Source organism: Shimia sp. R9_1 (assembly GCF_017743775.1).
In the GTDB taxonomy this organism is placed as follows: Bacteria; Pseudomonadota; Alphaproteobacteria; order Rhodobacterales; family Rhodobacteraceae; genus Shimia.
The window spans coordinates 840,239-863,139 of the sequence record NZ_JAGHRN010000002.1; the positions used below are offsets into that span (position 1 = coordinate 840,239).

General features: G+C 56.2%; 26 protein-coding genes and 1 tRNA gene. 16 read left to right on the forward strand and 11 right to left on the reverse strand.

What is annotated here, in order from left to right; translation table 11 throughout:
• Positions 1-32 precede the first annotated feature (32 nt).
• Entirely contained in the window at positions 33-1,337 is a 1,305-nt protein-coding gene (gene hisD / locus J7399_RS10370) for a histidinol dehydrogenase (protein WP_209085841.1), read from the forward strand.
• 157 nt (positions 1,338-1,494) lie between these two features.
• Here the strand turns inward: hisD and J7399_RS10375 are convergent, their stop codons facing one another.
• Entirely contained in the window at positions 1,495-2,265 is a 771-nt protein-coding gene (locus tag J7399_RS10375) for an SDR family oxidoreductase (RefSeq protein WP_209085843.1), read from the reverse strand.
• A 168-nt stretch (positions 2,266-2,433) separates the two neighbouring features.
• On the opposite strand from J7399_RS10375, the gene J7399_RS10380 reads away from it, so the two are divergent.
• The 8 genes from J7399_RS10380 to J7399_RS10415 all read left to right on the forward strand — a co-directional run bounded on the left by J7399_RS10380 (position 2,434) and on the right by J7399_RS10415 (position 6,503).
• Entirely contained in the window at positions 2,434-2,913 is a 480-nt protein-coding gene (locus J7399_RS10380; protein WP_209059698.1) for a UPF0262 family protein, read from the forward strand.
• Between the two features lie 5 nt (positions 2,914-2,918).
• Complete coding sequence (locus J7399_RS10385) at positions 2,919-3,404, forward strand: low molecular weight phosphatase family protein (protein WP_209059700.1); 486 nt, start codon at positions 2,919-2,921, stop codon at positions 3,402-3,404.
• Positions 3,405-3,519: 115 nt separating this feature from the next.
• Positions 3,520-3,738 (forward strand): translation initiation factor IF-1, encoded by a 219-nt coding sequence (infA, locus tag J7399_RS10390; protein WP_007205486.1) that lies wholly within the window; start codon positions 3,520-3,522, stop codon positions 3,736-3,738.
• A 33-nt stretch (positions 3,739-3,771) separates the two neighbouring features.
• A complete protein-coding gene (locus tag J7399_RS10395) occupies positions 3,772-4,347 on the forward strand; it encodes a nucleoside triphosphate pyrophosphatase (RefSeq protein ID WP_209085846.1) in 576 nt (191 codons plus the stop codon).
• A gap of 12 nt (positions 4,348-4,359) precedes the next feature.
• Positions 4,360-5,394 carry a ribonuclease E/G gene (locus J7399_RS10400; protein ID WP_209059716.1) on the forward strand — a complete coding sequence of 345 codons (1,035 nt, stop codon included), beginning with the start codon at positions 4,360-4,362 and terminating at the stop codon, positions 5,392-5,394.
• Positions 5,391-5,573, forward strand: a complete 183-nt coding sequence (gene yacG / locus J7399_RS10405) for a DNA gyrase inhibitor YacG (protein ID WP_209085849.1) — start codon at positions 5,391-5,393, stop codon at positions 5,571-5,573. Before J7399_RS10400 ends, yacG begins: the two co-directional genes overlap by 4 nt.
• Positions 5,574-5,652: 79 nt before the next feature.
• Positions 5,653-5,727: transfer RNA gene (locus J7399_RS10410), tRNA-Phe, on the forward strand.
• A 269-nt stretch (positions 5,728-5,996) separates the two neighbouring features.
• On the forward strand, positions 5,997-6,503 hold the full coding sequence (locus J7399_RS10415; protein WP_209077234.1) for a hypothetical protein: 507 nt from the start codon (positions 5,997-5,999) through the stop codon (positions 6,501-6,503).
• A 293-nt stretch (positions 6,504-6,796) separates the two neighbouring features.
• Here the strand turns inward: J7399_RS10415 and J7399_RS10420 are convergent, their stop codons facing one another.
• The 3 genes from J7399_RS10420 to J7399_RS10430 form a co-directional block, all read right to left on the reverse strand.
• Positions 6,797-7,192: a helix-turn-helix transcriptional regulator gene (locus J7399_RS10420; protein WP_209085852.1), complete on the reverse strand. Its 396-nt coding sequence runs from the start codon at positions 7,190-7,192 to the stop codon at positions 6,797-6,799.
• 50 nt (positions 7,193-7,242) lie between these two features.
• Positions 7,243-7,689: a DUF2293 domain-containing protein gene (locus tag J7399_RS10425; protein ID WP_209085854.1), complete on the reverse strand. Its 447-nt coding sequence runs from the start codon at positions 7,687-7,689 to the stop codon at positions 7,243-7,245.
• 721 nt (positions 7,690-8,410) lie between these two features.
• A complete protein-coding gene (locus J7399_RS10430; RefSeq protein ID WP_209085857.1) occupies positions 8,411-8,986 on the reverse strand; it encodes a TetR/AcrR family transcriptional regulator in 576 nt (191 codons plus the stop codon).
• A gap of 220 nt (positions 8,987-9,206) precedes the next feature.
• On the opposite strand from J7399_RS10430, the gene J7399_RS10435 reads away from it, so the two are divergent.
• Genes J7399_RS10435 through J7399_RS10445 form a run of 3 tightly spaced genes read left to right on the forward strand, consistent with a single transcriptional unit; the run spans position 9,207 to position 11,466 of the window.
• A complete protein-coding gene (locus J7399_RS10435) occupies positions 9,207-10,103 on the forward strand; it encodes an alpha/beta fold hydrolase (protein ID WP_209085859.1) in 897 nt (298 codons plus the stop codon).
• Between the two features lie 11 nt (positions 10,104-10,114).
• Positions 10,115-10,984, forward strand: a complete 870-nt coding sequence (locus tag J7399_RS10440) for an alpha/beta hydrolase (RefSeq protein ID WP_209085863.1) — start codon at positions 10,115-10,117, stop codon at positions 10,982-10,984.
• On the forward strand, positions 10,984-11,466 hold the full coding sequence (locus J7399_RS10445) for an SRPBCC domain-containing protein (RefSeq protein WP_209085865.1): 483 nt from the start codon (positions 10,984-10,986) through the stop codon (positions 11,464-11,466). The genes J7399_RS10440 and J7399_RS10445 overlap by 1 nt, the downstream gene beginning before the upstream one ends.
• Before the next feature lie 662 nt (positions 11,467-12,128).
• Here the strand turns inward: J7399_RS10445 and J7399_RS10450 are convergent.
• Complete coding sequence (locus J7399_RS10450) at positions 12,129-12,881, reverse strand: hypothetical protein (protein WP_209085867.1); 753 nt, start codon at positions 12,879-12,881, stop codon at positions 12,129-12,131.
• Positions 12,882-12,966: 85 nt separating this feature from the next.
• Between J7399_RS10450 and J7399_RS10455 the strand changes: the two genes are divergently transcribed.
• Positions 12,967-14,019: a site-specific integrase gene (locus J7399_RS10455; protein ID WP_247742824.1), complete on the forward strand. Its 1,053-nt coding sequence runs from the start codon at positions 12,967-12,969 to the stop codon at positions 14,017-14,019.
• A 104-nt stretch (positions 14,020-14,123) separates the two neighbouring features.
• On the opposite strand, the gene J7399_RS10460 is transcribed toward J7399_RS10455, so the two are convergent.
• The 6 genes from J7399_RS10460 to gcvA form a co-directional block, all read right to left on the reverse strand.
• A complete protein-coding gene (locus tag J7399_RS10460; protein ID WP_209085869.1) occupies positions 14,124-14,408 on the reverse strand; it encodes a hypothetical protein in 285 nt (94 codons plus the stop codon).
• The gene (locus J7399_RS10465; RefSeq protein ID WP_348539456.1) at positions 14,398-15,306 is read right to left on the reverse strand and encodes a hypothetical protein; all 909 of its coding nucleotides are present in this window, start codon (positions 15,304-15,306) and stop codon (positions 14,398-14,400) included. The genes J7399_RS10460 and J7399_RS10465 overlap by 11 nt, the downstream gene beginning before the upstream one ends.
• A 140-nt stretch (positions 15,307-15,446) precedes the next feature.
• A complete protein-coding gene (locus tag J7399_RS10470) occupies positions 15,447-15,857 on the reverse strand; it encodes a DUF4383 domain-containing protein (protein WP_209085873.1) in 411 nt (136 codons plus the stop codon).
• On the reverse strand, positions 15,854-17,341 hold the full coding sequence (locus J7399_RS10475) for an FAD-binding oxidoreductase (protein WP_209085876.1): 1,488 nt from the start codon (positions 17,339-17,341) through the stop codon (positions 15,854-15,856). The genes J7399_RS10470 and J7399_RS10475 overlap by 4 nt, the downstream gene beginning before the upstream one ends.
• Complete coding sequence (locus J7399_RS10480) at positions 17,338-18,336, reverse strand: alpha/beta hydrolase (protein ID WP_209085879.1); 999 nt, start codon at positions 18,334-18,336, stop codon at positions 17,338-17,340. Before J7399_RS10480 ends, J7399_RS10475 begins: the two co-directional genes overlap by 4 nt.
• Before the next feature lie 592 nt (positions 18,337-18,928).
• Positions 18,929-19,834 (reverse strand): transcriptional regulator GcvA, encoded by a 906-nt coding sequence (gene gcvA, locus J7399_RS10485; protein WP_209085882.1) that lies wholly within the window; start codon positions 19,832-19,834, stop codon positions 18,929-18,931.
• A 142-nt stretch (positions 19,835-19,976) separates the two neighbouring features.
• Here gcvA and J7399_RS10490 point away from each other — a divergent pair, with 142 nt between their 5' ends.
• The 3 genes from J7399_RS10490 (at position 19,977) to J7399_RS10500 (ending at position 22,884) form a co-directional block, all read left to right on the forward strand.
• Positions 19,977-20,630, forward strand: coding sequence for a pyridoxamine 5'-phosphate oxidase family protein (locus tag J7399_RS10490; protein ID WP_209085884.1), 654 nt, complete (start codon positions 19,977-19,979; stop codon positions 20,628-20,630).
• Complete coding sequence (locus J7399_RS10495) at positions 20,627-21,589, forward strand: alpha/beta hydrolase (protein WP_209085886.1); 963 nt, start codon at positions 20,627-20,629, stop codon at positions 21,587-21,589. The genes J7399_RS10490 and J7399_RS10495 overlap by 4 nt, the downstream gene beginning before the upstream one ends.
• 113 nt (positions 21,590-21,702) lie before the next feature.
• Positions 21,703-22,884, forward strand: coding sequence for a PhzF family phenazine biosynthesis protein (locus tag J7399_RS10500; protein ID WP_209085888.1), 1,182 nt, complete (start codon positions 21,703-21,705; stop codon positions 22,882-22,884).
• The last annotated feature ends 17 nt before the right edge of the window (positions 22,885-22,901 follow it).

Consider the following 22,901-nt stretch of genomic DNA (forward strand, 5'->3'; position numbering starts at 1 on the left):
GCCCGTTAAGACACCGCACAAAGGAGACACTCATGCCGCAGTTTCTGAACAGTTCTGATGCAGATTTTGAGACCCGCTTTGCCGCGCTTCTGAGCGCCAAGCGCGAGGACAGCCCGGATGTGGATGCGGTGGTGGCCGACATCATCGCAGATGTGCGACATCGGGGCGACGCGGCGGTGATCGAGCTGACGGCAAAGTTTGACCGGTTGGAGCTGACACCGGAGACGCTGCGCTTCTCGGAAACTGAGATCGAAGAGTACTGCGCGCAGGTGACTGACGCGGATCGCGCAGCACTTGAACTGGCGGCGGAGCGGGTGCGCGCCTATCACGCGCGCCAGATGCCGGAAGATGCGAGCTGGACCGACGAAAGCGGGGCCACGCTGGGTTGGCGCTGGACGGCGGTATCGGCTGCGGGGCTTTATGTGCCGGGTGGGCTGGCAAGCTATCCGTCTTCTGTCTTGATGAATGCCATCCCCGCCAAGGTGGCCGGGGTGGAGCGGCTGGCGATTGTGGTGCCAACGCCGGACGGTGTGGCCAATCCGCTGGTGCTGCTCGCCGCCAAGCTAGCGGGCGTGGATGAGATCTACCGCATCGGCGGGGCGCAGGCTGTGGCGGCGCTGGCTTATGGCACGGACACAATTGCGCCGGTGGATAAGATCACCGGGCCGGGCAATGCCTTTGTGGCGGCGGCCAAGCGCCGGGTGTTTGGCAAGGTGGGCATCGATATGATCGCTGGCCCGAGCGAGATTCTGGTGATTGCCGATAAGGACAACAATCCGGATTGGATCGCGCTCGATCTGCTGAGCCAAGCCGAGCATGACGAAAGCGCGCAGTCGATCCTGATCACCGATGACGAGGCCTTTGGCGCGGCGGTGGCTGCGGCGGTGGACAAGCGTCTTGAGACGCTGGAGCGGCGCGAGATTGCGGGAGCAAGCTGGCGTGATTTCGGGGCGGTTGTGACCGTGCCCGATCTGGCGACTGCGGCGCAGCTTTCCAACCGGATTGCGCCGGAGCACCTTGAACTTTGTGTGGCTGATCCGGATGCGCTGGCAGAAGAGATCACCCACGCGGGGGCCATTTTCCTTGGCCAATATACCCCTGAGGCAATTGGCGATTATGTGGGTGGCCCCAACCACGTGTTGCCCACGGCGCGCTCTGCCCGCTTTAGTTCCGGTCTGTCGGTGATGGATTTCATCAAGCGCACAACCCTGTCAAAGATGACACCCGCCGCGCTCAAAGCGATTGGCCCGGCGGCGGAAACTTTGGCGATTTCAGAGAGCCTTGAGGCCCATGGCCTGAGCGTGCGCGCGCGGCTGGATGCGCTGAACGAAGAGTAGACGTGTAGGGGCGCTGCCCCTGCCACATCAGGCTGTTCGGGGCTCCGCCCGTTCGCCGCTAAAACTGTCCACTGGACAGTTTTCTAGAGGCGGCTCACCCCGGGATATTTACGGCAAGAGGAAGCCTCAGCTCCCAGTTTTGGTGGGGCTGAACGCTTCAGTAATGGCTGGTGTAACCGCCGTCGACGGCCCAGACCTGTCCGGTGACATAGCTTGCGCCGGGGGAGGCCAGAAACAGCAGCGCGGGGGCGAGTTCTGCGGGCTCTCCCCAGCGTTTGAGCGCGGTGGCGTTGTTGAGCTTTTCTGCAAGTGCGGGATCTTTTGCCGCCTCCATGTTGGGGGCGGTTTTGAAGAAGCCGGGGGCCACGGCGTTGACGTTGATGCCGGAGGGGCCGAGTTCGGCGGCCAGAGCTTTGGTCATGCCATTGAGGCCTGCCTTGGCTGAGGTATAGGCGGCGTCGCCCGGTTGCGCGATGAGCCCGGCAATCGAAGAAATGTTGACGATGCGGCCGTAGCCCCTTGCCTGCATCTGCGTGGCTGCGCGCTGGCACAGCCGGAAGGGGGCGATCAGATCGACACCAAACAGGCGTTGCAGATCGGCTTGGGTGAACTCTGGCAGGTTGCGGCGGTCACGCAGGCCGACATTGTTGATGAGGATCGGCAGGCCTCCGGCGGTTTGCAGCGTGGCAAAGGCGGCCTCGGCCGCGGTCTCATCTGACACGTCAAAGGGCAGGGGGCTGGCCGCCCATCCGCGCGATTTGAGTGTGGCGGTGACCTCTGCGCAGCGCGCGGCGTTGCGGCCGTTGATCCACACATGCGCGCCAGCCTCAGCCAGAAGTTCGGCGGCGGCAAGGCCAAGCCCGTCGGTGCTGCCGGTGATCAGGGCGTTTTGGCCGGAGAGGTCAAAGCAGGGCAGGGCGTTGGGCATCAGGAGATCCTTTGTCGCGAGCGGGTGGCCCCGGCATCGCGTGGCGGACAGGGCCCTGTCAAGCGTGTCGCGCCGTGACGTGAGATCGGCTTGAGGCAGACGGTGCATAGACAAGGCGGGCGCGGCTGCGCTACTCATGCTGCATCGCAACACCGAGAAGAGGCAGCCATGTCCCGGATCAGCCACATTCAGATTGACGACCGCAACCTGCCGCCGCCCACGCCGGAGATTGATCAGGAGCGCAAAGTCGCGATTTTTGACCTGCTGGAGGACAACAGCTTTGAGCTGCCCAAGCGGGAGGATCGGGTGGTGCCTGACGGGCCGTTCTCCGTGGATCTCGCCATTCGCGAAAAGCGGCTGGTGTTTGATGTGGCGACCGAAGGCGGGGACAAGGCGGCGGAGTTTCACCTGAGCCTGAGCCCGTTTCGTCAGGTTGTGAAAGATTACTGGGCGATTTGTGAGAGCTATTTTGACGCAGTGAAGACCCTGCCGCCGAGCCAGATCGAGACCATTGATATGGCGCGGCGCGGCATTCACAACGAAGGCGCGCGCGTGCTGCAGGAGCGGCTTGAGGGGAAGGCCGAGGTGGACACGGACACCGCACGACGGCTTTTCACCCTGATCTGCGTTCTGCATTTCGGAGGCTGAGGCAAGTGGCAAAGACGGACCAGAAACAGCCTTTGCCACAGTCGGTTCTGTTTTGCTGTGATCAGAATGCGGTGCGCTCTCCGATGGCGGAGGGCATCATGAAAAAGCTCTACGGTATGGATGTTTACGTGCAATCTGCCGGGATTCGCAGCGATCTGGACATCGACGGCTTTGCGATTGCCGTCTGCGACGAGATCGGCGTGGAGCTTGCCCGCCACCGCACCCGCAGTTTTGCAGAAATGGAGAAGCTTGGCGATGACCTCTCTAGCTTTGACATGGTGGTGGCCCTGACGCCCGCGAGTCGGGCTGAGGCGGAAAAGCTAACCCGCTTTGATCATCTTGATCTGGAGTTCTGGCCGGTGTCAGACCCAAGCGGTGCGACCACCGGCGATGCACGTGAGGCCAAGCTCGCAGCCTACCGGATGGCGCGTGATGAGATCGTGGCCTATCTGCAAAAGCGCTGGGGTGCGTCGGTTTCCACAGCGTCATAAGGCATTCGGAGGGTCACTTTTGCGCAATTGGCGGGAGTTTGCCCTTGAAAAGCAGCACATTTGGGATCATTTAGGGGCAGCCCGCAACAGGCGGGTGTAATGTGAAGGAGAAACCATGGCCAAGGAAGAACTGCTCGAATTTCCCGGTGTCGTGAAGGAACTCCTGCCCAATGCGACGTTTCGGGTCGAGCTGGAAAACGGCCATGAGATCATCGCACATACGGCGGGCAAGATGCGCAAGAACCGCATCCGTGTTCTGGCTGGCGACAAAGTCCAAGTCGAGATGACACCTTATGATCTGACCAAGGGTCGGATCAACTATCGCTTCAAGTAAGCCTTTGCGCGGACAGACAAAACGAGGTCTGAGATGAAGTTGATCTTGGGCTCCGGCAGTCCGCGCCGCCGGGAATTGCTGGCACAGATTGGGGTTGTGGCGGATGAGATCCGCCCGCCCGATATTGATGAGACCCCCCTCAAAAATGAGCTGCCCCGCCCCTATTGCGCGCGCATTGCGCGGCAGAAGGCGGAGGCTGTGCAGGCCGCGCCTGAGGATATTGTGCTGTGCGCCGATACCACCGTTGCCTTGGGGCGTCGGATTATGGGCAAACCTGCGGATGCCGGAGAGGCAGCAGAGTTTCTCATGGCGCTTTCCGGGCGTCGCCACCGGGTGATCACTGCGGTTGCGGTGCGCCAAGGCGAGCAGCTCTGGACCCGCGAGGTGGAGAGCGCTGTGAAGATGAAACGGCTGTCCAACGCGGAGCTCAATGTCTATCTCGCCACCGGCGACTGGGAAGGCAAGGCGGGGGGCTACGCCATTCAGGGGCCGGCCGGGGCCTTCGTTCCGTGGATTTCCGGATCATTCACTGGCATTGTGGGGCTGCCCGTTGCGGAGACAGCCGGGCTTTTGCAGGCCGCCGGATATCCGCTTTACCAAAACACATAAAAGGATGCGCAGATGAAGGGGCGTCAGATCATTCTCGACCACATCAATGGGCGCGAGGCCGCTGCTCTTATGGTGGATGGTCAGCTTGATGACCTGTTGATTGAGGGCGATGCGCCGCGGGTGGGCACGATCTACCGTGCGGTTGCCGATCGGCCTGTGAAGGGGCAGGGCGGGATGTTCCTGAAGACGCCGGATGGCGCGGCCTTTCTGCGGCAGGTGAAGGGGCTTGCGCCGGGAGATCAGATGCTGGTGCAGGTCACCGGCATTGCCGAGCCTGGCAAAGCCATTCCGGTGACGCAGAAAATCCTGTTCAAAAGCCGCTATGTGATTGTCACCCCCGGAGCGCCAGGCGTGAATGTGAGCCGCTCGATCCGCGATGATGATGCGCGCGACGCGCTGCTGGCGATTGCCCATGCGGAGGCCGGTGGTCTGCCTGAAGAGGCGCGCATTGGTCTGATTCTGCGCTCCGCCTGTGAAGACGCGGCGGAAGAGGATATTGCGGAAGACATCCGCGCGATGCTGGATCTTTGTGAAGCGGTTCTGGCGGATGCGGAAGGTGCGGCGGAGATGCTGAGCGAAGGCGACGGCCCGCATGTCTCGGCCTGGCGCGATTGGTCAGAACCTGCGGAGGTGGTGACCGAGGCGGGCAGTTTTGACAGCCATGGCGTGCTTGATGCGCTGGAGATGGCGGAGGGCGCCGAGGTGGCGCTGGGCGGTGGGGCCTACATGTATGTGGAGCCGACCCGCGCGCTGGTGGCGGTGGATGTGAACACCGGCCGCGACACCTCCCCGGCTGCGGGCACCAAAGCCAATTTTGCGGTTGCCAAAGCCCTGCCGCGGGCGCTGCGTGTGCGCGGCCTTGGCGGGCAGATTGTGCTGGATCTGGCCCCGATGCCCAAGAAGGACCGCCGTGGGTTTGAGAGCGCGCTGCGCGCCGCCTTCAAGCGTGATCAGATCGAGACCACGCTGGTGGGCTGGACCCCGCTTGGCCACTATGAGCTGCAGCGCAAAAACGCCCGCGCGCCGCTGTCGGAGGTGCTGAAATGAGCTGTCCGATCTGTAAGAAAGAGACCGTGGCGGACTACCGCCCGTTCTGCTCCAAGCGTTGCGCCGATATCGACCTGAACAAGTGGTTTTCACGCGATTATGCGGTGCCGTCTCAGGATCCTGAAGAGGCGATTGAGGCGTTGGAAGAGATCGAAAAACAGTCTTCGCGATTGCATTAAATTTTTTTGTCATTTCCCTCTGGACAGCCCCGCGCGGCTGACATAGAAGCACCCCACCCAAGGTCAACAGCCTTCCCGTGCCCGGGTAGCTCAGGGGTAGAGCAGTGGATTGAAAATCCTCGTGTCGGTGGTTCGATTCCGCCCCCGGGCACCATTTAAGCCTGATCAGAATATGTAGAAGCGTCGGAATTCTGACATTGCCTGGTATTTATTGCGTGGCTGCTTCTAGCTGTGTGGATCTGTATGCGACCCGTGCTCTTTTGCTTGGGGGTGCCTATGTATCATTTATGTTGTAACAAACTAAAGTCATGCCGCGCGCGTGCGGCTGTATAAGATAGCTGCTTCTGTCGGATGATTGGGTTAAGTCCCTGTTTTTCAGGGAAAACCCTTCACCCCGTTTTAGCGTTTTGATATAATGTTTACATGAACTGCTCCCCCAAACAATTCGGTTACCGGAACCAGATAAGTATTCGTGATGCGATGCGTGAATGGCTTGGTCCTATGTATTTTACACATCTGGTCACGCTCACGACAAACGACCAAAGTTTCAAGCGCGAACGCATGAAAGACCGCCTGCGGAATTGGGATGGCAGAGTGAATCGAGAGATTGTGGGGCCGAAATGGTTGAAGCGCTATGATGAGCGCATCAACTGGATTGCGTTCCCTGAAAAAGCTGGTGTCAATCCGCACTGGCATTTGCTCTTGCAGCTGACGTCTGATCAAATCCGAGATCTCGGCGCGAGCAACGATTTCAACCGCATTGTCAAAAGAACTTGGTCCAAGCTCGTTCCGAGCGGTTCTTCAGATGTGGAGTTGATTAAAGCTTCAGTCGCCGACTCTACAACGGTCGCAGACTACGTGACCAAGTCTTTGGGATATGAGCCCAACATCGAAGACTTTGTAATCTTCCGTGAGTTCTTCGACACCTGATACAAAACATTGGAGCCCGGTGCGACGCTATGGGTAAACCTTGTTTTGGTTCTGATTAACGGCCGTCGAGAGATGGTAATTGTTTCCTATTGTCTAATGACAACTACCGATCACTCGTTCTCTGAAAGAAATGGAATTGGCCGAATGAGGGAAACGATCCGAAGGATCGCTTGAACCGAATGTAGGCCAATTCCTCGACGCTTGAGCTGTGAGGCGTAGCCGAGCCAAGCGAAGAGCGTCGCTAGAGCGATAGCGTGAAGCTTTGGGGCTCGCTTAAGTCTAGCTAATCTGGTTCATGTCCTCTCCTCGGTCACCAACTCTAAAAGTCTTTCCATGTGTCTCCATAGTGGGCCAATCACATCAATGAACCCGCTTGCTTCGGTCGTCCTCAGGAGATCAAGCAATCTCATCTCGGTTTCACTCAAAGGCAGTCCAAGAACATCCGCCAAGACTTCGTGGGTTGTTGGGTGATATTCTTCAATGGCGGTCATGAGGAAAGTCTGCGCGTTGATCTGCAAGGTTTCAGAAAGGGCGGGGATACGACTTAAGGGAATTCTGGTGATCCCCTGTTTCATCATACTAATGACATTGGCGTTCTTCATGCCAATCTGGTCAGCGATTTCCTTTTGTGTCATTTCCGACGCATCAATGGCTTGGGCAAGCATTTCTGCAGTTGGGCTGGCGGTCATTTTCTATCACCTCGTGATCTTGTTTCGATGCGATGTGATAGTGCGCTCAGTCATGTCCTTGTCTGAGGCATGTGAGGGAAAAGACCTTGCTTGGTGGGTGTCTCCGTAGGCGCGTTCTGCGCGTGCTCAGAGCTCACTGGTGTGATCCGCTGCTTCGGCGCGGGTGTGTCTTTGCGACGCTTTCTGGCTCTCCTCAGCGCTCGTATGGGCGCTCCTTCGCGCCATGCTGTGGTCATTGCATTGACCTCGTCAGAAACCCACAAACGCGCTTGACTGCGGCTCAGTTTGTAACGCTTCAGCAATGCTTCGTAGACCGTCAGTGTGTGGCGGATGTGATTGGTGACAACGATCCCTGTTGCTTTCGGAAGGGGAGCGTTCTCCCATTCCCTTGCCGTAAGTTTCTGGACGAGAAACGGGATCTGATCTTCTGGGCAGCGGGGATATTCGACCGCTAAGTATGCTCGGGCGGTTTCTTCGTCGTAGGACTGTTTGGTCATGGCTGATTGTCTTGTGCAAATTGCCCAGCTCCGCCCGATATGGAGCCTCAGGCAAGCCAGCGTGGGGTTTTGAGTTGATGCACAGACATAGTCGGGCACGCTCAGTCCTGTTGCTAGGAAGCGCCTCTATGAGGATTGGGGGCCGGCCAGGCGAATAGGGCAGGGAATGCCTCATATATGCAGATATGGCTGGCTAGGACTTCCTGTCAGAGGGCGTGGCAAGTCGCTACTAGAGTGGCTTGCTAGCCTTTCCCTGGTGGGGAGAACCGCCGGGTTTGGGGCAGTCGCGCGACCTGCGATTTGTTGATCGCTTTTGAATACCGCTCGGGTGTGCTTCGGGGAAAGGCGCACACTGATTAGCTTTGAACGATGCTGCGCGATGCAGCTATAGGAGCCAAGCGAAGAGACCGGACTGCGCAAAGTAAAGGCGATTATTGAAAGCGGACCTACAAACTGATTGCGGCGAGCGGTAGCTCAGAGCCCATCCTGACTGATGCTGAGTATTGTCTGAATCACGCAATGCACAGAGAGCGGAGCCTGCAAAACGTAAGCAGGTCACCGAAATCGGACTATAAAACCGATCCTTGCGGGCGCTTGGCCGGAGCCCAAAGCATACATATGCTACGATTTTCTCTGACTGCAACTTTGGATTCAAAATGGACGGCGTCTGGAGACAGGTGAAACTTCTTTAGGTTCCTGCTGGCAGGTTCAGGAGTGAACGTTATCCTAAGTTTACTTTAGCAACTCGAAGAACACTTGCCTTAAGCGCCATCAAAAGACTGTTCAAATCCTCACGTGTCTTCGCGCCGTTTTTGAAACCCATGACTGTCGTTACGATGAAATGCGCCTGCTGGGTGACGGTCAGGCCGTTCCTTTGGATCTCCCGCTCATATGGGGCGAGCAGTTCGGCAATTAGCTTTTCGTGGCGTGCATGTGAGCGTTCAATTTCCTCCTTGCCCGCCGTGTTATGACCTGAGATCAGATCTTCCATGTCGCCTGCTGTTTGTAGCAACTCAAAGCTCTTCACAATGGTGTTTGCGAAATAGGTATCCAGTTGGTCAGACAGCTCTGCGGTCCCCTCCAGTGCCGCACGCACCTGAGCCAGGTTTCTGTCGGTCACGATGCGGATCGAGGCCCTGATCAACCCGTCCTTGCCGCCGAACGCATCGTAAAGCGTTTGGCGTGACACACCCGCTGCATGGGCAATGTCGTTCATCGATGCCTTGCGTGCGCCGTAACGGACAAAGGTCTGTATTGCGGCGTTCAGGATCTTTTCTTCGGTTTCAGTCATGGTCATGCGCGTTTTCGAGGTCTGAGCGACAAATAGCGCTCACCTTACGTCTTGACAAGTTGCATTCATATGTAAAATACAAGCTGACAGTATTGATCAGGTTGTAAAGTTGATGATTCCCGTGACCCCAACCCGCCGACAGTTTCTTTCCACCACCGCTGCCGCCGTAGTAGCTGGCATTCTTCCAAAACAGAGCCTTGCCTCTGAAACGCCGAAAGGACCCCAAATGGACAAGACCCAAGAAGATGCAATGATCGACCAGATCGCCAAGGGCGTCAGTTTCGCTTTCCGAACCCCGGTCCTGCGCCGCCCGTCCGACTATGGCTTGGATTATGAGGACGTGTTTTTCCCGGCAATGGATGGGGTCATGCTCGATGGTTGGTTCATCCCTGCCGAAGGCAGCAACAAACTGATCATCGTGAACCACTTCATTGGCGCAAATCGCTATGGCTATCCCGGTCATCTGGACCCGTGGACCGGTCAGGGCGGGTTCGAGGTGAACTTTGTCGAAGCCTACAAGGCGCTGCATGACGCAGGTTACAACGTACTGGCCTATGATTTACGCGGCCACGGGCATTCGGCGGAAGGTGCGGGCAATATCTGTGGTGTTGGCGCGATTGAATGGCGAGACGTGATCGGATCTGTGCGGTATGCCAAAGAAAGGATGCCGAGAGCCAAGATTGCTTTGCACAGCCAGTGTATGGGGTGCAATTCAACATTCATTGCGATGGAAAAACATCCAGAAGAGTTCGAAGATATTATCTGTATGATCGCTGTACAGCCGCTTTCGGCGCAGCCGTTTATTGAGCGGGCGTTGATCGACAACGGAGTTGAGAATGCGGTGGAACGGTTCAACGAGCGCTATAGTTACTACAGCAGCTTCCGTCACACCGACAGCAACGCGATAGCGCGCGCGGACAAGGTCACCTTGCCCACAATGTTGGTGCAGGTGAAAGACGACCTGACCACCAAACCAAGTGATGCCGAAGGCATTTTTGCAAAGCTTCAGAATGAAGACAAGAAGCTGCTCTGGATCGAAGGGACGCCCGTGCGCTACGAGGGTTATCGCTACTTTAGTCAAAACCCGGCGGAGATGATCGCTTGGTATGATGCGCATCTGTGAGGACTATGGTGATGTTTGGCAAAGTGATTTCCAACATGATGGTCAAACCGGGGCAGTCCCCTTTGTTTGACAGCCCGGATGCTTACGGCCTCGATTATGAAGACGTGGCGTTTCAGACCGAAGACGGTGTGACGCTCAGAGGCTGGTTGATCCATGGCGGCAGCGACAAGGTGATCGTGCAGACTCACTTTGGTGTGCAGTGCAACCGGGGCGGCTGGACGCCCAAGGGCCATGGGCCGATCACCCCGTGGAAACAGGACATCAAATTCCTGCGTCAGGCGGAGTATCTGATGGAGCAGGGCTACTCGGTGTTGATGTATGACATGCGCGGTCACGGGGAGAGCGACTTGGGGCCGATCCCTTGGGTATCCTGGGGACCCGAAGAGGCCAAAGATGTGATCGGCGCTGTAGATTTTGTTTCCGCGCGCTTCCCCGAAGCGTCCATTGGTCTTTTGTCGATCTGCATGGGATCGGCTTCCACCACCTATGCCTATGGTCGTGACAATGGTTTGGCCGAGCGTAAGAATGTGAAGGCAATGATAGCGGTTCAGCCGCTTCTGTATACCTGCTTCATGAAGGCCCTGGGCATGCCAAACTTTATGGTGAAGGCCGGTGAGAAAGTCAGCGAGCAGCGTCTTGGCTTTGACATGGGGCAACCCAACTTCGTCAAAGAAGCGCATAATGTGACCGTGCCGACGCTTGTGGTGCAAAACAAGAACGATCCTTGGACACAGCTTGGCATGGTGGAGGATTACTACCAAGCCCTCACAGTGGAAAAAGACATGCGTATGCTGGACATCGAAAAGAGCCGCTTCGCGGCCTATGACTATGTGGGCAGCCACCCCGAAGAGCTGATGGGTTGGTTTGACAGGTATATGTGATGCTCTGGTCGATCCTCAAGTGGGGTCTGCCTGCCCTCGCCTTTGTAGCGGTGGCGGGCGCCTTTACCCGCAAGACGTTCCATGTCGAAACCGTCATTCCTGCCACCCCGGAGCAAGTATGGGCGGTTTTAATCGACACAAAGGCTTACTCAGAATGGAACCCCGTTTTTGTCTCGGTGGAAGGGACCTATGCCCAGGGTGCGAAGTTGCAGAACAAGGTGCGTGACCCGAAAGGCAACATCTTGGAAATGACCGCGACAGTGATAGCCCTGAATCCGGAGCGCGAGTTGCGCCAGTATGGCGGTATTCCCGGAGTCATCACATTCGATCACCGCTGGCTTCTGGAACCTGTTGAAGGCGGCACGAAAGTCATCCAGCACGAGGTCGACCGTGGTTTCTACCTTTGGTTCTGGAATTCCAACTGGATCGAACCAGCCTACCGCAGTGTTAATGACGCACTCGCAAGAGAATTGGCGAAATGACCTCCCCTGGAACTCTTAGGTAGGACGTGGGGGATGAGCGAACATGCGTCTTTTGAAGGCATTGGATGCGCAACCCGTTTGTCATTTATTTCCGGGAATTTAGCAGCTTGCCAGTGGCTCACCGAAGGTCCGGGTCTGCGAATTTGCTCCAAAAGCAGCGCTATCGCCTTGCACTGAAAAGCGATCATTGAAAGTTATGCGGTAAATGACGACTTCGTCCGTGCAGCAGACCTTCGGGCGAAGCGCGACCCTTCGCCCTAACAAGTAGTTGGGTAGGGTCTGCCTAGGGCTGGTGCCGGCCGTGCGCTACTGGCCATTCGTGCTAATTTTGCGAAAAGCAGTGTCTCCCGCTTTTTTGCTCGTTGCGCTCAATCTTGTGAAGCTTGTTGGATGCTGATCTGTCAGCTCCCCGGTTACTCTAAAACCATGTGGGCGAGAACCTAACAAGCTGCGCCTCTTCCGCCTTGTTCGCGAATAGAGCGGAATTACCAAGGGAAAAATACGGGGTTCTCTGGGGAATAAGTAGGCGTTTTAACTTTATTGGCATCGGTTTAGCTTCCGAACCTTGAATTTAGAGGGCTGATCTTCAAAAAGCCCAGTATAAGCTTTGGTGCCATTGCGGCGGGGGCTTTAAACAACCTGCCAAACCGACAACTCAACTCTTACACTTCGTCTCTTTTCCGCAAAGAGGCCTTTGCTCTTGCTGCAAGTGTTTCCTCATCTCCATCGACTTCTTCCAGGCGCTTCAGCAGGCGTCTGACACCTGCGGGTCCCCATAGATTGCCGCGACTGGTTCGCAGTCCTTCAGCATTGGCAGCATCCGCTATCGCCTGGTGGGGTGCGTTTCCATGTGTTTGTTCAAGGCGGTCGCGCACTTCGGCAAGTTCATGAGCTTTGCGGTCCGCTGTGTCGGATCTCACCTTCCTGGAAGCACGGACTGCGTCTCGCGTATTCAGGTGACGTTCCGCCTTCGGTATCGCTTTTCGGGGAATAGGTGTCCGGACATATCTTACCGGTCTTTCAGCCAGGCACAGTTGCTTCAGCAGGGTTTCAGGGAGCTCACCTAGCAGTTTGCCTGTTTTGAGATCCCTTATGTTTTCCTTGAATAGCAACAACTCTTCAAGAAGTGTCACGGTGTTATCGCCAGAATAGTGGGCAAACAGTCGGCGGAAATCGTCGATGATAACTGCGCTATTTTGTTCTCTCACTCTCTTTAAGAGTTCTTGCAATGTTGGCAGATCAGTCAGCGATTTGTAGCTGCGAGAATGGTCGTAGAATATGAGCAGCTTGTCGGCAGCTCCCAACTCATTTGCCGCGCCTTGAAGGTTGGCGAGTTGTTGCTTGGCTGATGGGTGCTGTTGGATAGATCCATTTGGTTTTGGACCGTGGGTGAGTAGGGCATACGCTGGTATCAACGGGTTCTCTTTATGTTGTGGCTACATAAACGGGTGGATTGGAGGTATATCTGGCAGGCTGTTCTGCTTCAATCTAAGAAAAGTGATGCATTTCGGCAACAATTGCGGAAAATATTCGGAAATCGCCCGAAGGCTTCGAGGCCGATTACTAGCACAGATCGGTCAACAACTATCCAAGGGAAAGATCCGCATGTCCAAATCATCAAAAACCGTATCTGACGCGTGCCAAAGCTGGCTGAAAACCTGCCAGCGCAATGAGCTTGAGCGCTCTACAATGAAAGCCTATCGCAGCCATGTGCGCATCCATATTGAACCGAAGATAGGAGGTCTCCTGCTCGCGGAGCTGTCGCGTGGCGATATCCGGGATTTCATGGATGACTTGCTTGATGGGGATGTGTCGCGCGCACAGGTCAAGAAGATCATGGTGAGCCTCAGAGCCATTTTGACCGAAGCGGTTGAACGCGAATGGGCCAGTCACAACGTTGCAGCCGAAGTGAAGCTTAAGCGTAGTTCTCGCGCAGATGGGAAACGCGTGGATGTGCCAACCAAAGCGGAGATCAGAGCGATCATCGCGAAAGCGCCTGCGTCACATCGTGCCATGTTCATCACAGCTATCTTCACGGGCATGCGGATCTCTGAATTGAGGGGGCTGACATGGGGTGCGATCGATTTTGATCGGCGCGTGATCCAAATCCGACAGAGAGCAGATGAATACTGTGAAATCGGTTTGCCGAAGAGCCGTGCCGGCACACGTGAGATCCCAATGGCCCCGACGGTCTTTGAAGAGCTTTGGGAGTGGAAGGCTAACGCGACTGAAAGCAAGCTGGATCTGGTGTTCCCAAATTCTGTCGGCAAGGTGCAGAACTATTCAAACATCTACAACCGCGTGTTCAAACCGATGCTTGTCAAAGAGGGTATCGTTGATGACAAAGGCGAAGCCAAGTTTGGCATACACGCCCTTCGCCATGCTGCAGCTTCTCTGTTTATCGAGCAAGGCTGGAACCCCAAGAAGATCCAAGCACTGCTTGGTCACGCTTCCATCACAATGACAATGGATGTCTACGGACATCTGTTTGAGAACGCGGAAGAGGACGTGTCAATGTTTGAGAAGTTGGATGCCGAGCTGATGGCGGCCTAAGATAAACAGTGGCGGCTGTCGGAGCTGTTTGACGTCGCCACTTTAGCCACTGCGGGAATGTGGGGCGATGCTCCTGCTAAGGCGCGGTCGGAGCTAGCAAGCAGCTAGGAAAGCCGCGAACAGCCCTGAAGCCCGGCGGGTAAAACGAGCCATGCTCCCTTTTGGTACAGTTGAATGGCTAGACCCGTATTCTCGGACGCCAGTGTCACGCTAAAGGGTGAGGCCGACAAAATGGCCACATCTTTTGGCATGCGCTCCAGGAAGTCTTGGCTGGGAAACACGACCAATGCAGCAGGTGCATCATTGGTCAACAGGGTTACCGCCCCAAGAATACCCAGCCATCCAAACAAAAGCAGCACCAGTGACAACAAAACGCTTCTAGTAGTCATGGATATGCTCCAGTCGCTGAGTTCCATCTTGCAGCGCTCGCAGATCGGAGGCCAGGTTCGCAACCTTTGTCAAAATGATGTGCCGATGGCTTTCAAAACCCTGCCTGACATCGCTGTAAATCGCATTAGGTTGGGTATCACTTTCCGAAATAATCGTGAACATGATGTCATCATTTCCTGCGATTTCGACAAACTCAACACCAATACTTGCCATTTCCAAAATGAGATGTGTGAGTGCGCGGTAACGTATCGTTTCGATTTCGATGCCAAAACGTGTTTCACGGACAACGGTCACCCCATTGAAACGTTCGAGCGTCTCGGGTGAAGCGCCATCAACAATCATTCGAAGGGTGAGTGCGTCAGCGCCAACGCCCGCAACAGCGGCGTCTATCACTTTAGCGTAGGCGGCTTTCGTGCGGTATTCTAGCCCCAAAGCAATCCGTCGCTCGTGGTCTCTCAGTTCTTTTGCGTCCTCCTCTGCAAGAGCCTGCGCGTCCGCGAGGAAATCCCATTTGTACCAAGGCACCTGTTGAAGAAAGGATGCGTACTCTTTCGCCTGTTGCGCTGAAACGACGTCCAGAATGGCCCTGGAGGGACCTCGGAGAGCCGAGAAAAGACGACCAAATGTTTCTTCGTAGGCTGCCTTAGCCAACAACTCAGCCGTGAAGCTTACGCCGATAACGTAAACCATTTGCTTCGTCGCGCCTTCAATAGGCCCAAGGGTACCTGACGCCTGAGACATGGTGCACACCGAGCGCCAGAACCCCGAAATACCTTTGAGAAACTGGTAGTCATGCGGGTCGCCTGTTTCGATGACGCGTGCGTAATCTTCATAGGCGTGAACGATATGCCATTCTGGATAGGTTAAGAGCGTGCGTGATTCAGCGCGGTGGTGCATTTGGTCCAAGATCGGTTTGCGCGAGTCCGCCTCTCCGGTTGGTCGGCACTGGGTCTCTGAATAGACAACCGGGGACAAGAGCGCCAGAACACCTACAACGGCAACTGCAGTCAGCCTCAAGAGCCATCGCAAGAATAGTCTCATTCGGGGCTTCCGATGTTTTTGGCTCCGGCCCAAACGGCAAGGCCACCGAGCGCCAAGTGTGGGACATTCGCAAGCACGCGACCCAGCGAGAAGTCCAGACCCAAAGAAGCATTCGTCAGAATGCCTAGATCGAGATAGCCATAGCCCGTGAAAAAGCCAAAAACACCGTCGCCGAGATAGGCAAGGCCAAACAAGATCATGAACATGCGAGCGGCCCTATGGGACTTTATTCCGGCGATTAATGCCCATATTGCGGACGCGACGTGGAGGGCATCGTCATAGATGTCGAGGGCAAAGATACCGAACGCCAGTCCATTTGCATCCGTCAATCCAGGTACGTAGTTCAAGGATGCTGCGATCATCAACGCGATGAAGTAAGCAAGGCTGAGTTTCTGTAGTGACGTCATAACCGCTCCAAATACGTATCCCAGAGGTTGTTGCGCAGGACCAATTTAGGATCCAGTTCACGTTTTCTAGCCGCAAATTTAGCGGCCCCGGCATAGGCTTTTGACAGTTGATCAAGACGTGCGTGAGGCCGGTAGGGCAGGTAGTAGGCGCCACCATCTTGCGATATCCGGTCTATCAGCTCTTCGGTTATGCGTCGCATGTCGGCTTCGGCCCGTTTGGTCATCTCCTGACTGAAAGACATGACGGCGGCGATGCGAGGTGTTGTGGCATACGATAGGTCGCTCTGGTCGTCTTGAGCCACATAGCGCAGTGTAACATTCAAGAATTCCTGATAGGACGCCGGGATCACTTCGCGGCAGGCCGTAAGAAAGGCGTCAAATGCGTCGAAACTGACAAAGTACTCATGCAGGATGTCGGTCCGGTCGGGATTGCGATCATCAAGTGTCACAACGGGTTCGTTGATCAGCGAATTGCGTGTCACCTCGCCACTGCCGAGGGCTGGCCCTAGTGTCGTTTCATTCCACCAGCGGAAGGATTTCATGGTCTCATTGCCAAGTTGCGCGCGGTATATGCGACTTGCCACATGCGACATCCAGCCGGAGCCAGACGCAGTTGGAAGGGCTTCTTGATCGTCGGTCTGTCGGTAGGTCACAAGTAAGGCCTGCTCAAAGAAGGCGTCTCGCTCTACGTTCAAGCGGCCGTATGCCATCGTAACTGCCAGATCATCCACAGCGGATTGAAAGGCCCTTGGAAACGCTTCGGCTTTCATTGTTTCAAAGGTCGGGGCCAGGCGGGCATTGGGCACCATGTCTACCTCCAGGTCCACGATCACGCCAACAAGCCCATAGCCGCCCATGGCCATATTGAAGAGATCTGAATTCTCCGTTGGCGAGCAATTTACGAGATCGCCAGTTGGCAAAATCATGCGAAGTGCGCGCACCGTTGCGCCCATCGGTCCGTAAGGCACAGGCCAGCCGTGTGCATTGACGGAAAACGTCGCAGCCACTCCAAAATCATTGTTGGATTGCATAACGGCGGGCGACCACCCGGTCGGATCAAGTGCTGCGATGACTTCTGACCAACGAGCGCCAGCATGGGTGCGATAGCTGCGATTGCCGGTGTCGATTTCCACGTTACCATTGTCGAATGTCACGGCTGTACCGTTTCGTGGAATGGCCTGCCCTCCCATCGAGTGACGCGCGGCGCCCACGTTGAAGGCCCTGTTTGCAGTACTAGCTTCGGCAAGTTCCCTACGTATTGTTGCAATCAATGCGTCGCCTGCATCCTCCGAAAGGACCAGATGCTTGTGGATTGGGGTGGCCGAGAGACCGCTTGCGTCATTCATGACCAAGCCGGTGGGAGTAGTGTCCAGTCTTGTTGTTCCGTTTAGAACAGGCAGATTGCTGTGAAATGGTCGGGCAGCAAGCCAACCTGCTGCCGCGCCACCAAGGGCGAGGGCTGCCCGCCGGGTGAAAGGCTTCATTGCTGTTCCAACTCCTGTGTGTGTGGCGGCGCCATTGACTTCAACGCATCTATGAGCGCCTCTGCAAATTCCGGAGGGGCTTCCAGGTGAGGTATATGGCCAACGCTCTCAAGGATCGTCAATTTTGCGTTTGGTACAAGCGTAGCGAGTTCTTTGCCCTGTGAAATTGGCGTAACCTTATCCTCTGCGCCCCAAATGACGGCGAATGGCAGGTCGAGCGCTTCCCAGTTGGTAGGGTCTAAACTCAGGGCATCCCTTGGCGTTGTGAAGAGTTCCGGAACCCATTTCGAGACAGCATTTGTATAGCCCTCACGCACCATCGGCGCACGCAGCATGTCAATGAGTTCTGGTGTTGCTGCTTCCTTGCGATACATGAAGTCACGCAGGAAAGTTCCGGTCAGCATTGGATTTGTCGCTGTGATGGAAGTTGCAAGTTCACGAATAGTAGAGTTGCGTAAGAGATGCGGCGGTTGTTTGGGGTTTCCTCGGTCACTTAGACCAATTGCACCGGATACAACGATATACCCTGAGACCAATTCCGGTCTCTTCAGCACAGCTTCAGAAACTGGGCCAGCGCCAACTGAATGCGCCACGATGATTGGGCGATCATCCAAAGCTTCCAATAGGGCAATCACTCGGTCAGCTTGCGCTGATCTGCTGTAGTCTGCCCCATCGGGATGCTTTGACCAACCAAAGGGAGGCATATCGAATGCTGTCGCTTGGTAACCGGCGTTTGAAACCGAGAGCATGGTTTCACGCCAAATCGCTGACCAGGCTGCGGTTCCATGCGCAAAAACTACACGAGGCGCGCTTTGTTTGGCGACATCGACTGTAAAGATGTCGCCTTGAGCGGTTTCAATTAGCTGTCCCTCTGGGGGGAGGCCGACGGAAAATGGTACAGTCTCGCGCAGGTACGCAGCCCATCGGAACGCCAGTATCGTGACGCAGCAAAGCGCAAGCAAAGACGCAAAGCATCCAAAAATCCACCTGTTCATGAAACCCTGTTTGTCAGCCTGTCCTTGGCTTTAAGATCGCCTTACTTGCATCAAATACAAGTCAGGTTTCCCTTGAGTTGCAGGAGATATTGAGCAATGCGCCTAAGAACCCTCTTCTAAGTGTCCGTGCTGCGAGTTCGCTAAGGTGCAACTTGGGTATTTGAGATAGGTGGGACATGGGCACCGGTCATACCGCCTTTGAGTCTACGCCTTGGCCACAAGCCGAAAGCGAAGCCTTGCAGTGAAGCTGATCGTCAGGACTGGGTGATCTGTTTATGTAGTGAAAACATAAATGATAAGTATTGGCCGAGCCATTCTGGATGGATTTAAAATCCTCGTGTCGGTGGTTCGATTCCGCCCCCGGGCACCATTTAGATCTCTGATACAGATTATCTGGTTTGACCGCGCGTTTGGCGGTTTTAGATGGCATTTCGCTGTCTGAGGCTGGAATGCAACCATTTGAAAAACGAAACATGTTCTGCGAGTGGCTCAGACTGGTCGTTGGCTGTTTGCTCGTCACCCAGCGCATAGGCACCTATCCCACAATTGCAGCAGCAGATGAGCAAAGCCCCTGCGAGGTTGAGTTCGCGCTTCAGGCGTTTTTTAACTCCCGGAAGATCCAGTCGCGGAGTGCTGCGATGTTTGGGCGTCGTGAATGCGCTTCGGGATAGACAAGGTAAAATGTTGATCCCAAGGGGATTTCTAAGTCGAAAAGCTCGACCACGCGTCCGGCCTGGACGTCTTTTGCCGACAGGACTCGCCAACCAAGGACAACACCTGCGCCATCTATCGCGGCCTGCAGCCCATGGTCCGGTAAGCTGAAGTGCATCCCGCGCGAGGCGTCCACGTCGGTTGAGCCGCTTGCGTCCAGCCAAGTCTGCCAAGTTGGTGCGTTTGGGTCAAAATCCATTGAGTGGTTGTGCAGCAGGACATGTTTTCGAAGATCAGACGGCGTTCTGATCGCATTTGGGCCTTCAAGAAGGCTGGGGCTGCACATGGGAATAACCGCCTCATCAAAGAGCTTGATGGCTTCAAGACCGGGCCATTGGCCGTGGCCGAGGCGAATGGCGGCGTCAAAATCGTCGCGTTGAAAATCCACCAGGCTCAGGCCTGTAGAAATGCGCACATCGATATCTGGATGTTCCGTATAGAATTTCTGCAGCTTCGGGATCAGCCACATCGCGGCGAAGGTCGGCGCGACGGAGAGGGCGAGTGATCCGCCTTGATCTGCCTCCATCACGTTTTCCATGGTGCGATCGAGACTGATGAACACCGCGTGCAGCTCTTTGGCGAGCAGTTGTCCCGCCTCGACAAGTACCAAGCCGCGCGTCCGCCGCCGAAACAGCGGGAAGCCGAGGAACTCCTCAAGTTTTTTGACCTGGTGGCTGATCGCTGCCGGGGTGACAGACAGCTCTTCGGCGGCTGCCACAAAGCTGAGATGGCGCGCGGACGCTTCAAAAGCGCGGAGTGCGTTCAGGGGATAGTTCTTGCGGTGCATGGCTATGACTTATTTTTTCTAACCCTGCGATAGACATTGTCGTTTGTCAAATTGCGGTGTGATGCGCACATTTACATTCAGAAACAGCCCAGTCGGGCATCCCAACCAAGATGAATGAATGAGTTTCCGAAAGGAGAACGCTATGGCACGTGCCTTCGCGACCATTGCCTTTACGCCTGCCGTACGCTCGCAGCAGTCCCGAAAGGGCTCTGCAGATGCCTATGCCAAGCTCTTGTCAGACGATGTGGTTTACCCAGATGAACTTGGGCCCCAAGAGATCGATTTTATCACCGCGCGTGACGGTTTCTATCAGGCCTCGGTGTCACAAACAGGGTGGCCCTATGTGCAGTTTCGCGGTGGCCCGGCGGGCTTTCTGAAGGTGCTGTCTCCCCAGACGCTTGGCTATGCCGATTATCGCGGAAACCGTCAGTATATCAGCGCGGGGAACCTGTCGGGCAATGAGCGGTTGTCGATGATTTTGATGGATTACCCCAACCGCCGCCGCCTGAAGCTGTGGGGCCGCGCACGTCTGATCGAAGGCGACGACCATCCCGAAATTCTGGACCAGTTGCATGACCCATCCTACCGGGCGCGTCCCGAGCGCGCGGTGATGATCACAGTTGAGGCCTTCGACTGGAACTGTCCCAACCATATTCCCCAGCGCCTCACGGTTGATGAGGCGCAGCAGGAGATTGCGGCGTTGCGCCGCGAAAACGAGGCCCTGCGGGCCGAAACCTCTGCCCTGCGCGCGACGCTCGCGCGCGGCACCCCAACTTTGAAAGGAACTGACCAATGACAAAACGTTTGCGTATTCCGGTACTTACCACGCTGCTGGCCGGCACCATGCTATTGCCGATGATCCACCCCAACAGTGCGACCGCTGCGGAAAGCCCCTTTGCCGTGGATATGAAATCCATGGAGATTGACGGGCACAATATTGCGTATCGCGAAGCAGGTGATCCGTCCAAACCGACCGTGCTTCTTCTGCACGGGTTTCCCACCTCGTCGCATATGTTCCGCGACCTCATTCCCGTGCTGGCCGAGGATTATCACGTGATTGCGCCGGACTATCTGGGCTATGGCGCATCGGACATGCCATCTGCGGAAAGCTATGACTACAGCTTTGCCAATGCTGCGGAAACCGTCACCCGCCTGATCGACGCCAAAGGGGTCGACACCTATAGCGTCTACCTGATGGATTACGGCGCGCCTGTTGGGTATCGCATGTTCGCTGAACACCCCGAGCGCGTCACGGGGTTCGTGATTCAAAACGGCAATGCCTATGATGAAGGCCTGCGCGAATTCTGGGATCCGATCAAAGCCTATTGGGCCGATCCCAGCACGGAAAACGGAGATGCGCTGCGCGGCTTTCTGACGCTTGACGCAACCAAGTGGCAATTCACCCATGGTGTGGGCGATGTCTCCACAGTGAGCCCCGACAACTATTGGCACGTTCAGTACCTGCTGGACCGTCCGGGCAACCAAGAGGTGCAACTGGAGATGTTCCTGGACTACGGCACCAATGTTGCTGAGTACCCCAAGTGGCAGGCCCTGTTCCAAGAGCATCAGCCGCCGGCGCTGATCGTCTGGGGCAAGAACGACCATATCTTTCCCGCAGATGGCGCCCATCCCTACAAGGCGGACCTGACCGACGTGGAATTCCACCTGCTGGACACCGGCCATTTCGCGCTCGAGGAGTATGGCGATGTGATTGCGGCCGAGATGCAGGAGTTTCTCGCGCGCGTCACCCAGTAGAGGCTTCCGGCCCTGGCGCGATGATCTGCCAGGGCAGTGCAAGCGGGCAGCCATGACATCCCGCTTTTGAGCTGCCCGTTCTGACCAGCAATGACAGAAAAAGGACCAAACCCATGAAAGATAGCATCAACCTGAACGTTCTCAGAGTAGCGGCCTTCTCCGATGGAGCCACAGGCGGCAACCCCGCAGGTGTCGTGCTCGGCGATACGCTTCCCTCCGACTTTGAAATGCAGCGCCTCGCTCAAGAGGTGGGATATTCCGAAACAGTCTTCGCCGCACCTCAGGGTGACGCATGGCGGGTGCGCTACTTCTCGCCCGAGGAAGAGGTGGCGTTCTGCGGACATGCCACCATCGCGCTGGGCAACGCCCTCACCGCGCGTGAGGGGGGCGGGCTGTTTCAACTTGATCTGAATTCGGGGCGCATCAGCGTGGAAACTAAAAATGACGGCAGCGCCACGCTGACCTCTCCTCCCACCCACAGCGCTGAGGCGGACCCGGATCTGGTGGCGGCGGCGCTTGCGCTCTTTGGCCTGAAAACCGCCGACCTTGACCCCGCATTGCCACCCGCGCAGGCCAATGCTGGCAACAATCACCTGATCCTTGCGTTGCGTGACAGACAGAGGCTTGCGGCAATGTCTTATGATTTGGCGGAAGGCGCGCAGCTCATGCGGGCGCATGACCTGACGACGATCAGTCTGTTGTGGGCTGAAACACCACGCCGTTTTCACAGCCGCAACGCCTTTGCCATTGGCGGCGTGGCCGAAGACCCCGCGACAGGGGCCGCCGCCGCCGCATTGTCTGGCTATCTGCGCGATATCGGCTGGCCGCATGAGGGCGAGATCGACATCGTGCAAGGAGAAGACATGGGGGCGCGGTCGCTGTTGAAAGCGCAGTTTGGCGCCACTCCGGGCGAAGGTATCCGCGTGTCAGGGACGACCCGGATCATAGAGCCTGACACGCCAAAGGCGGATGGGCAAGCAACGTCACCGGTGACCGTTCTGGCGCCGATCAAACTTGCTGAAGGCAAAACAGAGGCGGATCTGCTCGCGGCTTCGGCCGTTTTTCAAAGGGACTTTGTCGCCCATGAGCCGGGCATTTTACGCCGTGAACTTGTGCGCAAACCCGACGGCACATACCTCGATATCGTGCAGTTCCGAAGCCACGAGGACTATCAGGACGTGGTCAAAAAAGAGATGGAGTCGCCGGTGTGCGCGATGTTCTTTTCGGTCATGGACCTTAGCGATTTTGATCCCGACGCCGAGATGGATGTATACATCTCGCTCGAAACACATTGAACAAGCGTTTGCGGCTC

What these genes read in the sequence shown, in the direction of transcription:
- hisD (WP_209085841.1), top strand. Translation starts at nt 33, where the DNA reads ATGCCGCAGTTTCTGAACAGTTCTGATGCAGATTTTGAGACCCGCTTT.
- J7399_RS10375 (WP_209085843.1), bottom strand. Translation starts at nt 2,265, where the DNA reads ATGCCCAACGCCCTGCCCTGCTTTGACCTCTCCGGCCAAAACGCCCTG.
- J7399_RS10380 (WP_209059698.1), top strand. Translation starts at nt 2,434, where the DNA reads ATGTCCCGGATCAGCCACATTCAGATTGACGACCGCAACCTGCCGCCG.
- infA (WP_007205486.1), top strand. Translation starts at nt 3,520, where the DNA reads ATGGCCAAGGAAGAACTGCTCGAATTTCCCGGTGTCGTGAAGGAACTC.
- J7399_RS10395 (WP_209085846.1), top strand. Translation starts at nt 3,772, where the DNA reads ATGAAGTTGATCTTGGGCTCCGGCAGTCCGCGCCGCCGGGAATTGCTG.
- J7399_RS10400 (WP_209059716.1), top strand. Translation starts at nt 4,360, where the DNA reads ATGAAGGGGCGTCAGATCATTCTCGACCACATCAATGGGCGCGAGGCC.
- yacG (WP_209085849.1), top strand. Translation starts at nt 5,391, where the DNA reads ATGAGCTGTCCGATCTGTAAGAAAGAGACCGTGGCGGACTACCGCCCG.
- J7399_RS10415 (WP_209077234.1), top strand. Translation starts at nt 5,997, where the DNA reads ATGAACTGCTCCCCCAAACAATTCGGTTACCGGAACCAGATAAGTATT.
- J7399_RS10420 (WP_209085852.1), bottom strand. Translation starts at nt 7,192, where the DNA reads ATGACCGCCAGCCCAACTGCAGAAATGCTTGCCCAAGCCATTGATGCG.
- J7399_RS10425 (WP_209085854.1), bottom strand. Translation starts at nt 7,689, where the DNA reads ATGACCAAACAGTCCTACGACGAAGAAACCGCCCGAGCATACTTAGCG.
- J7399_RS10430 (WP_209085857.1), bottom strand. Translation starts at nt 8,986, where the DNA reads ATGACCATGACTGAAACCGAAGAAAAGATCCTGAACGCCGCAATACAG.
- J7399_RS10435 (WP_209085859.1), top strand. Translation starts at nt 9,207, where the DNA reads ATGGACAAGACCCAAGAAGATGCAATGATCGACCAGATCGCCAAGGGC.
- J7399_RS10440 (WP_209085863.1), top strand. Translation starts at nt 10,115, where the DNA reads ATGTTTGGCAAAGTGATTTCCAACATGATGGTCAAACCGGGGCAGTCC.
- J7399_RS10445 (WP_209085865.1), top strand. Translation starts at nt 10,984, where the DNA reads ATGCTCTGGTCGATCCTCAAGTGGGGTCTGCCTGCCCTCGCCTTTGTA.
- J7399_RS10455 (WP_247742824.1), top strand. Translation starts at nt 12,967, where the DNA reads ATGCATTTCGGCAACAATTGCGGAAAATATTCGGAAATCGCCCGAAGG.
- J7399_RS10460 (WP_209085869.1), bottom strand. Translation starts at nt 14,408, where the DNA reads ATGACTACTAGAAGCGTTTTGTTGTCACTGGTGCTGCTTTTGTTTGGA.
- J7399_RS10465 (WP_348539456.1), bottom strand. Translation starts at nt 15,306, where the DNA reads ATGCACCACCGCGCTGAATCACGCACGCTCTTAACCTATCCAGAATGG.
- J7399_RS10470 (WP_209085873.1), bottom strand. Translation starts at nt 15,857, where the DNA reads ATGACGTCACTACAGAAACTCAGCCTTGCTTACTTCATCGCGTTGATG.
- J7399_RS10475 (WP_209085876.1), bottom strand. Translation starts at nt 17,341, where the DNA reads ATGAAGCCTTTCACCCGGCGGGCAGCCCTCGCCCTTGGTGGCGCGGCA.
- J7399_RS10480 (WP_209085879.1), bottom strand. Translation starts at nt 18,336, where the DNA reads ATGAACAGGTGGATTTTTGGATGCTTTGCGTCTTTGCTTGCGCTTTGC.
- gcvA (WP_209085882.1), bottom strand. Translation starts at nt 19,834, where the DNA reads ATGCACCGCAAGAACTATCCCCTGAACGCACTCCGCGCTTTTGAAGCG.
- J7399_RS10490 (WP_209085884.1), top strand. Translation starts at nt 19,977, where the DNA reads ATGGCACGTGCCTTCGCGACCATTGCCTTTACGCCTGCCGTACGCTCG.
- J7399_RS10495 (WP_209085886.1), top strand. Translation starts at nt 20,627, where the DNA reads ATGACAAAACGTTTGCGTATTCCGGTACTTACCACGCTGCTGGCCGGC.
- J7399_RS10500 (WP_209085888.1), top strand. Translation starts at nt 21,703, where the DNA reads ATGAAAGATAGCATCAACCTGAACGTTCTCAGAGTAGCGGCCTTCTCC.